Source organism: Streptomyces sp. NPDC007164 (assembly GCF_040634135.1).
Lineage (GTDB): Bacteria > Actinomycetota > Actinomycetes > Streptomycetales > Streptomycetaceae > Streptomyces > Streptomyces sanglieri.
In genome coordinates this window covers 1-8,336 of sequence record NZ_JBEYFB010000103.1, presented here as the reverse complement: position 1 = coordinate 8,336, position 8,336 = coordinate 1, and the positions used below count along the sequence as shown (strand labels likewise).

At 67.6% G+C, this 8,336-nt stretch carries 11 protein-coding genes; 6 read left to right on the top strand and 5 right to left on the bottom strand.

Annotated elements, in window-relative coordinates; translation table 11 throughout:
• A partial coding sequence (locus ABZ622_RS41285; protein WP_360552408.1) for an MFS transporter occupies nt 1-847 on the bottom strand: 847 nt, incomplete at its 3' end.
• Between the two features lie 75 nt (nt 848-922).
• Nucleotides 923-1,387 (bottom strand): MarR family transcriptional regulator, encoded by a 465-nt coding sequence (locus ABZ622_RS41280; protein WP_360552406.1) that lies wholly within the window; start codon nt 1,385-1,387, stop codon nt 923-925.
• A gap of 105 nt (nt 1,388-1,492) precedes the next feature.
• Here ABZ622_RS41280 and ABZ622_RS41275 point away from each other — a divergent pair, with 105 nt between their 5' ends.
• Both ABZ622_RS41275 and ABZ622_RS41270 read left to right on the top strand, forming a co-directional pair.
• The gene (locus tag ABZ622_RS41275; RefSeq protein WP_360552404.1) at nt 1,493-2,023 is read left to right on the top strand and encodes a hypothetical protein; all 531 of its coding nucleotides are present in this window, start codon (nt 1,493-1,495) and stop codon (nt 2,021-2,023) included.
• A gap of 158 nt (nt 2,024-2,181) precedes the next feature.
• A complete protein-coding gene (locus ABZ622_RS41270; protein ID WP_360552402.1) occupies nt 2,182-2,523 on the top strand; it encodes a DUF5713 family protein in 342 nt (113 codons plus the stop codon).
• A 56-nt stretch (nt 2,524-2,579) separates the two neighbouring features.
• Here ABZ622_RS41270 and ABZ622_RS41265 read toward each other — a convergent pair whose 3' ends face one another.
• Nucleotides 2,580-3,023, bottom strand: coding sequence for an HIT family protein (locus tag ABZ622_RS41265; RefSeq protein WP_360552400.1), 444 nt, complete (start codon nt 3,021-3,023; stop codon nt 2,580-2,582).
• 160 nt (nt 3,024-3,183) lie between these two features.
• Here ABZ622_RS41265 and ABZ622_RS41260 point away from each other — a divergent pair, with 160 nt between their 5' ends.
• Nucleotides 3,184-3,756, top strand: a complete 573-nt coding sequence (locus ABZ622_RS41260; protein ID WP_360552398.1) for a class I SAM-dependent methyltransferase — start codon at nt 3,184-3,186, stop codon at nt 3,754-3,756.
• 173 nt (nt 3,757-3,929) lie between these two features.
• On the opposite strand, the gene ABZ622_RS41255 is transcribed toward ABZ622_RS41260, so the two are convergent.
• On the bottom strand, nt 3,930-4,538 hold the full coding sequence (locus ABZ622_RS41255; protein ID WP_360552396.1) for a CGNR zinc finger domain-containing protein: 609 nt from the start codon (nt 4,536-4,538) through the stop codon (nt 3,930-3,932).
• 38 nt (nt 4,539-4,576) lie between these two features.
• Between ABZ622_RS41255 and ABZ622_RS41250 the strand changes: the two genes are divergently transcribed.
• Complete coding sequence (locus tag ABZ622_RS41250) at nt 4,577-5,779, top strand: MFS transporter (protein ID WP_360552394.1); 1,203 nt, start codon at nt 4,577-4,579, stop codon at nt 5,777-5,779.
• A gap of 152 nt (nt 5,780-5,931) precedes the next feature.
• Here the strand turns inward: ABZ622_RS41250 and ABZ622_RS41245 are convergent, their stop codons facing one another.
• Nucleotides 5,932-6,735, bottom strand: a complete 804-nt coding sequence (locus ABZ622_RS41245; protein WP_360552392.1) for a methyltransferase domain-containing protein — start codon at nt 6,733-6,735, stop codon at nt 5,932-5,934.
• Between the two features lie 372 nt (nt 6,736-7,107).
• Between ABZ622_RS41245 and ABZ622_RS41240 the strand changes: the two genes are divergently transcribed.
• Nucleotides 7,108-7,689 (top strand): sugar O-acetyltransferase, encoded by a 582-nt coding sequence (locus ABZ622_RS41240; protein WP_360552390.1) that lies wholly within the window; start codon nt 7,108-7,110, stop codon nt 7,687-7,689.
• 13 nt (nt 7,690-7,702) lie between these two features.
• Nucleotides 7,703-8,245 carry a TetR family transcriptional regulator gene (locus tag ABZ622_RS41235; protein ID WP_360552388.1) on the top strand — a complete coding sequence of 181 codons (543 nt, stop codon included), beginning with the start codon at nt 7,703-7,705 and terminating at the stop codon, nt 8,243-8,245.
• The last annotated feature ends 91 nt before the right edge of the window (nt 8,246-8,336 follow it).

The window sequence follows — 8,336 nt, the reverse complement described above, 5'->3', positions numbered from 1 at the left end:
AGCCGGGCGGCCACTCCTGGCAAGCCACTGAAGGCAAGACCCCATCAGCCACACCCGGCCCTCCCGGGCCGACTAACAACTTACGGAGGCCCCATCCGGTGAAGACCAGGCCGAGTTCGTGGGCGCTCAGCTCCATGGGGTACGGGGCGTAGCCCAGCATGGTGAAGAAGCCCCAGTTGTACAGGAGCGCCATGATGCCCATGGTCAGCAGGCCGCGGTGACGCAGAGCCTTGAGCGGTGCGATCGGTGACACCACGTGCTTCGGCTTTGGCAGCGAGGGAACGAAGGCGAGCGTCGCGCCCAGCGCGACGGCCATCAGGACGGCGACGCCGAAGAACGGACCGCGCCAACTGATGCCGCCCAACTCGCCACCCAGCAGAGGGCCGACAGCGATGCCGAGGCCGAGCGCGGTCTCGTACAGGATGATCGCGCCGCCGAACCCGCCGCTGGCGGAGGCGACGATGACGGCGAGAGAGGTCGCGATGAACAGCGCGTTGCCCAGGCCCCAGCCGGCACGGAAACCGACGATGCCGTTGATGGAGTTGGTGGTGCCTGCCAGCGCGGCGAAGACGACGATGACCGCCAGACCTATGACGAGGGTGCGTTTGGCGCCGAGGTGACTGGAGACCCAGCCGACGAACAGCATGGCGACGGCGGTGACGATCAGATAGCTGCTGAACAGCAAAGACACCTGGCTGGGCGAGGCATGCAGGCTCTTGCCGAGAGCGGGCAGGATCGGGTCCACCAGGCCGATGCCCATGAACGAGACCACGCAGGCGAACGCCACGGCCCAGACGGCCTTGGGTTGCCTGAACGGACTGGCGGCCTTTCCATGCGGTGCACTCATATGCGTTTCTCTCCAAGCATTGAGAAGAGGTGGCGGGTGAGGGCGGACAGGTTCTGCGGACCGCGACGACTTGAGTCAGGAGCAGTCCTGACGGGCCTGACGGGCCTGGATGGCGCGGTCAAGGGCGGGCAGCGCGATCTTCACCGCTTGCTGTTCCGGCTCGCTCAACTCCTCGACCAGCGACTGGAAGGCGTCCGCACGCTCCGCGCGACGCTGCCGGAAGACCTCCAGGCCGGTGTCCGTGGCTTCCACCAGTACGGCCCGGCCGTCGTGGGGATCGGCGACACGGCTTACGAGACCGGCGCGCTCCATGCGGGTGATGAGCTGGGTCATGTTCGGCTGGGAGGCGCCTTCGGCGCGCGCGAGTTCGGTCAGACGGTGCGGTCCCTCGCGGACCAGACGGCCCAGCGCGGTGGAGGCGGCCGTGCTCAGACCTCCGGTGATGGCGCTCTGGCGCACATGGCGGACCATCCGCTCCACGGCGATCATCAGAGCCTCGGCGGACACCTCGGGGTCCAGATTCATAACCCGCTTATCCATAGGCTCATCATGCATATGCGTGTAGTGCGAATGAATATCGGCTCCATGCGACCCTCTCGGTAACTTTGGTTGCGAAATCGCCATCCGGTAACTAAAGTTGCGTGCATGATGCTGCCTGAGATCACTGCCGCGGAAGAGACGGCCCTCGACAAGGCCCTTCTGGATGCTCTCGACCCACTCGCCTCGGCCATGCGTGCCCGGACTACCGGACTCCCCGAAGAACGCATGTGGGATGCCGACCCCATCGATGTGACTCTCTCGATCCTCACCACCTGGAAGGTGGTGGACGCGGAGGTCAAGCGATTGACGGCAATCGCGGCAAGGACCGCCGGTTCCTACGGTGCGAGTTACGAACAGTTGGGTGCTGCCTGGGGGATCACCCGGCAGGGTGCCCGCAAGAAGTGGCCCGAAGCCATCGACAGGTCGGCCTCGACGGCGGAGGCCGGCTTCATCGAACTGTGCGGTGGCAGCGCCGAATTGTCCCGGGATCCGTCGTCGGGCGGCTGGCGGTGGACCGGACAGGGAGCCGACGGCACACGCGAGGAGGCCGACGGCACCGCGCACTACGCGACAAAGGAAGAGGCCGCCGCCCACGCGGGCGCATTTCTGAAGGAGCACGCCATCGACGGGCGGTAGGCGCGGCAACCGCTCTCACGAGGGGCAACGGCGGGAGGGCCGCCGACTCGTCGGCCACCAGCGACGGTTCACGAGCGTGCTGCTTCCGGGCGTGCGCCGAGCCTGTCAGTGGTGTGGTGCATGATCGGCACGTTGACTCTTCGAGGAGATGGGGCACCATGCCGATCACAAACCAGCAGGTGACTGACCACGCCTTTCTGCAGTCGCTGTATGCGGACGCCTACTTTCCGGACCACGTCCTCGACAAGGGCAGGGCGATCCTGCTGAATCTGTGCGAGCGGATCGAGGCTGAGAAGCCGGCGGATCTGCCGGCCCTGTATGTGCTCACGGAGGCGGCAACGGAGCAGTTCAATGTGCTGGAGGCCGAGTTCGTGGCGGCAGGGAGCGAGATCGAGACTGTCGCGCGCGAGGAGATAGGCGAGGACTTCTGGTTCGTGGCGACGGCGTACGGCTTCTCGGACGCAGACGTGGAGGAGTTGATCGCCGCCCGGGATTGGTGAGCGGCATGTGACCCCGACGGCTGTCGCGACCGTTGGGAGCTGTCGCCCTCCGACTCTCAACGGTGCAGGGCATCCAGTGCGGCGAGGCCGCCGCGGACGGCGGCGGATGCCTCGTCGAGCTGCTCACGCTCATGAGTACGCCAGTCGGAGCCAATGCGAAACGGATCGCCTGTGAAGCGAGGAATGACGTGAAGGTGCACATGGAAGACCTCCTGGAACGCGGCTTCGCCGTCCGCGAGGAGCAGGTTGACACCCTCGCACCGCAAACCTGATCGGCGCAGTGCCCGCCCGAGCCGGTGCGCCACCTTCCAGACCTGGACGCCGACGTCCTCCGGAAGATCCTCCAGTCCCACCGAGTGCGTCTTGGGGACGACCAACAGGTGACCGGGGTTGACCGGCCGGAGATCCATGAAGGCGATCACCGATTCGTCTTCATGAACGATGCTGGCAGCCGCCCGACCGTGAACAATCGTGCAGAAGATGCATCCGTCGTCCGCCACAAGCTGCCCCTTACGCTCCAAGTGCCTTGTAGCACCCACCACATCAGATGAGCCGTACGAGCGCGAGCGAGTTCCACTGCCGAGGCCCGGCAGGAGAAGAGCTGTATGGATGCCCCGCCTCTGCCGGCAGATATTGTCATGCTTCACGTTAAGAGAGGGCGTGTCCATGGAAGAACGTGCCGTTCCGCCTCGTGTGGTGGCCGCAGAGCGTGTCGCCTCCGCGGCGGGGTTCAAGAAGAGCTGCATTCCTGAGGTGGGCAGGCTGCTCAAGCTGGCCGCTGCCGCGAAACCCGACGGAGTCGTCGCGGAGAGCGGCACAGGCTCCGGAGTCGGCACAGCCTGGCTGCACAGTGGCCTCGGTGCCGGTGCACGTCTGATCACCGTGGAGCGCGACGAGGAACTGGCCCGCCGAGCGGCCGGCATCTTCGCGGACGACAACCGCGTCAGTGTTCTCACGGGGGACTGGCAGCTGCTTGAGCAGCACGCCCCGTTCGACGTCTTCTTCTGCGACGGCGGGGGCAAGCGTGACGACCCTCAGCGGGTCGTCGAACAGCTCGCTCCCGGTGGCCTCCTCATCCTGGACGACTTCACCCCCTCGCCCCATTGGCCGCCTCGTTTCGAGGGTCAAGTGGATGAACTGCGCATGTTCTACCTCACTCATGCGGACTTGGACGCCACCGAGGTACTGACGACACCGGTGAGTTCGGTGGTTGTCGGAGCACGCCGCCTCTAGGCGGTTTCGTACGGACCACCGCGCGAGCTCCGGGGTGCCGGCGGCGGGATGGTTTCATTCGGAGCAGGGCCCGCAGTTGTCCTGAGCGTGCCGACCGATGCCCAAAGGGCCTGGCCGACTACGGGTGTCGTACTCGCTTGCTCTCGCCGGATCCTGGGTCGGATCCTGCATCGTCACTCAGGCCTCTGTTCCGTTCCGCCCGACCGCTCGGCGGAGCGGGAGCGTCGATGGGCGGAGACCCGTTCGCGGGTCGCGCATCGACGGGAGCAGTAGCGGCGTTCCGGGCCGCTGCCCTGCGTGATGAAGACGTTCCGGCAGCCGGCTGATGAGCAGATCCTGCCGGGTGGACGTTGGTACTCCCAGACGAGCACCGTCAGGGCCATGCACGACGAGGCGAGAAGCCACTCGTCCCAGGGGGCGTCGTCATCGTGGTCGAGATGAGGGTGCCAGGGGGAGTCACCGCCGTGAGAAGTCAGGCGGAGCGGTCCGGTGTGTTCTGCCAGAAGACGATTGAGGCAGCCGGCCGCACTGTCGGCGGTCTCGGCGGCGAAGACTTCCCGTAGCAGGGCGGCAGCCGCACGCATCCCGTCGACATCGAAAGCCGTGAGCTCGACGTCGACCGCTTCACCGTGTGCGCGGAGCACATCGGCGACTTCGCCCGGGTCGGGGCGGCCGGCATCGAGGGCATTGACCAGAGCGGCGGTTCGCCGAGCCATGGCCAATACGGAGTGCCTGGTGGACCAGTCGTCGATGTTGGAGGACACTCGCGCAATGTAACGCATATTGCAGAGTTTTGAGTTACCTCCGTAACGTCCTGCTCATGAAAACGCGTTACTCACTCCGCGTCCACCTCGTCGGAGCGGTGGCGGCACGTGCCGGGGACGAGATGTCAGGACCGGCGTTGATGCTGGCCGGCTTCGCGCTGACCGGATCGACCACCGACGCGTCGTCGCTGCTCGCGGGCATCACGATCTCCGCCGCGACTGGAGGGCCACTGCTCGGGACGCTCCTCGACAGAGCGAGACGACCGGGCCGCCTGCTGGCCGGAGCCCTCGTCCTGTACGCGGCCGGCCTGTGGGTGATCCTCGGAGGGCTCGGGCGCTTTCCGTTCGCCGTCACCATCCTGATCGCAGTTCTGACGGGGATGTGGGCGCCGGCCCTGTCGGGCGGATGGACGGCCCAACTGCCTCGGGTCGTGCCGGACGACGGCCTGCCCCGGGCGAACACGCTCGACGCCATGACCTACGGCGCGGCGAGCCTGGCCGGTCCGGTTCTCGCCGGCGGAACGGCGGAGTTGCTGGGGGCGCCGACTGCCGTGGTGGTCTCCGCGGGGCTCATCGGCTTGGCGCTGCCCACCGCGTTGATGCTCCCGGCCCGTCCCGTTCGGGAGCATGCTCTTCGGAAGACCTCGGTGATCAGCGACCTCGTTGCCGGAATCCGGGTCGTTGTCAGGCGACCGCCACTGGCCCGGGCGACTCTCACCTCGGTCGTCTCCTGCGTGGCACAAGGCATGCTGACCGCCTGCACGGTGTTCCTCGGCGAGGAGGTCCTGGGCGGAGCCGGTCGCGGCGCGATGCTGCTCTCCTGCGCGGCGGTTTCCGCCCTCGCCGCCAACGCCGTACTCGCGAGGTTTCCGCACCCGCCCGCCCCGGACACCATCATCTGGGCCAGTGCCCTGGTCCAGGCCGCCGCACTGGTCCTGGCCACCTCGGAGCAACCAGTGCTGCTGGTCGTGGCCGTACTGGCGCTCGGGATCGGTGAAGGACCACAACTGGCCGCATTGTTCGCGGTCCGCCACCGGGAGGCCCCGGAACATCTGCGCGGCCAGATCTTCACCACCGGCGCCAGCCTGAAGACCACCGGATTCGCCCTGGGAGCCGCGGCCGCCGGACCGGTCGCCACCTGGTCCCTGCGTGGCGCCCTGGCGCTCGCGGCGATTGTGGCGGTCCTCGCAGCACTGGCCTTCTTTGCGATCCCGTCGACAGCGGGCAACTCGTCCGAGGACCGTGCGACATCGCATTGATCAACGCCTGACGGAGGGACGGCCGGCGCCCTCGCGTGTGCGCCCGGCGACCCTTCTCCGAAGGGATGGGCGGATGGAGGGCAGGCATCGGAAGCATCCCACTCCCACACAAGGCCCTGCGGAGGGCCCCGTGGAAGGCCCCACAAGAGGCCTCAGGGACGGCGCCCCCATGCGGAGACCATGGGTGCGGTCGCGAGGTCGAGGCGTCCGGTGGCGACGTTCGCCAGGTGGCGGTCGATCTCCTCGTCGGTCGCAAGCCCTTCCGTCACCAGGCGGCTGCGGATCTGCCGCACGGTCGCGGCTTCGAGGACGGCACAGGCCGGCGAAGTGATCGGGAAGTACGCGTCGGCCTGAACATCCTCAAGACCGGCCTCGCGCAGTAGCCGGGGGAGGGTCCGTCCGTACGCGAGGTCCGCGCCGCGTGTCGCCATCAAATCGCGGAAGCCTGACCGCAGACGGTTCGCAAGCCGCTGGTCGGGACCGGACTCGTCCGGACACAGCAAAGGCTGCAGTCCCGGGTCGGCATCTTCCAGGAGCAGTCGGCCGCCCGGCCGCAGTGCCTGGACCATCCGCCGCAGGGCCTCGGCACGATCAGTGACATGCACCAGGACCAGTCGGGCGTGGACGAGGTCGAAGCCGCCGGGCGGCGGCGGGTCGGCCGCCACGTCGTGCCGCAGCACCTCGATCACACCACCGCCGATGTCCCGGGTCCACGACACGTCGATGTCGGTGGCGACCACCGCACCCGTCGGGCCGACCCGGTCGGCCAGGCCGAGGGGTACGGACGGTGAGCCGGCGCCGACCTCCCAGCACCGCATGCCGGCGGCAATCCCTAGCCGGTCGACATGCCGGAACGTCACCGGATCGAACAGCTCACTGAGGGCACCGAAGCGGATGCCTGCCTCCGACTGCCGGTTGTCCAGCAGATAGTCGTGATCCGTGTTGTGTTCAGCCATGTGGCGATTCTGGCAGAAACAGCAGACGGGCCCGGTCGCCGGGCTGCTCTGCCGGCCGCCCCCGACTCAATGCTGCACCGATGCCGTCCCCGAGTTCACCGGCTGGGCGCAGCTCCCACCGACACTGCGACATCGCGATGTCACCCGACCACGCCCACCAGGCCGATCCTGCGGTGACCGGTGACCGGTGACAGGCGTCCACGAGTAAGCGGGCGGCCGCCCGGCCCCCGGCCCGGTCGTGGGGGATCGCAGCAGTCGGCGATTCATCCTCGGGCCGCCACAACGCTCAGGGCACCCCACCTGTCCACACTGTCCCAACCCCACCGGAGCTGGAGCGTACGAACGTACGCTCAGGGGTGTACGATCGTACGCATGGCGACGGACTACTTTGCACAGGACCCCCACACCAACTTCGAACGCATGGTGGCGGGCGACCTCTACATCGCAGACGACCCCGAAATCGCCGGCCGTCAGCAGCAAGCCGTACGTCTGGCCGCCCGCTATCAGACCGCCTACACCGAAGATGCGGACGCGGCCCAGCCCCTCCTCGCCGAACTCCTCGGCTCGGTAGGGGGCGAGGTCCACGTGCGGCCGCCCGTGTACGTGGACTACGGGAGCAACATCACGATCGGGGCGCGTACCTTCGTCAACTACAACTTGACCGCCCTGGATGTCGCTGCCATCACCATCGGCGAGGATTGCCAGATCGGCCCCAACGTCCAGCTGCTCACTCCGACGCACCCCTTGGAGCCGCAGCCTCGTCGCGACAAGCTGGAAGCCGCCAAGCCGATCACCATCGGTGACAACGTATGGATCGGCGGAGGCGCGATCGTGCTTCCCGGCGTGACCATCGGGGACAACTCCGTCATCGGTGCCGGTGCCGTCGTCACCAAGGACATTCCCGCGGACGTCGTAGCCGTCGGCAACCCCGCCCGCCCTGTTCGCACCCTCTGAGGACGCGACGACCATGGCTACCGGGCACACCGACCCGCAGCGTCGCGAACGCATCCTCACGGCCACGCTCGACCTCATCGCGGAGGAAGGCACAGCAGGGGTCTCCCACCGGAAGATCGCTGCGCGCGCGGACGTCCCGCTGGGCTCGATGACCTACCACTTCAGCGGGATCGACGAGGTGCTCCGGGAGGCGTTCCGCCACTTCACCGGGCACATTGTGGCGTTGTTCGACGAGCACCTCGCCGCGCCGGCCGACGCCGACCAGGCCCGGGAAGCGGTGGCCGACCTCATCCACGCCCTGTCCGACGGAAGCCGACGCGACCTCATCCTCACCCAGGAGCTCTACACTCTCGCCGCCCGCCGGCCCTCCTATCGGGAACTCACCCATGAATGGATGGCTCGCAGCCGCGGCCACCTGGAGAAGCACTTCGACTCGGACACGGCCCGCCAACTCGACGCTCTCATCGAGGGGCTGACCCTCCACCGCGCCCTGGCCACGGAACCCCACGACCGCCGGCTGACCCTCGACGCCGTCACGCGCATCACCGGGCTCTAGGGACTGTTTCTTGGATCATGTTCGGAGCCAGATCGCGAGGGCCGCGAGGGTGACGGTGCCGAGGTAGATGTAGGCGCGTTTCTCGTAGCGG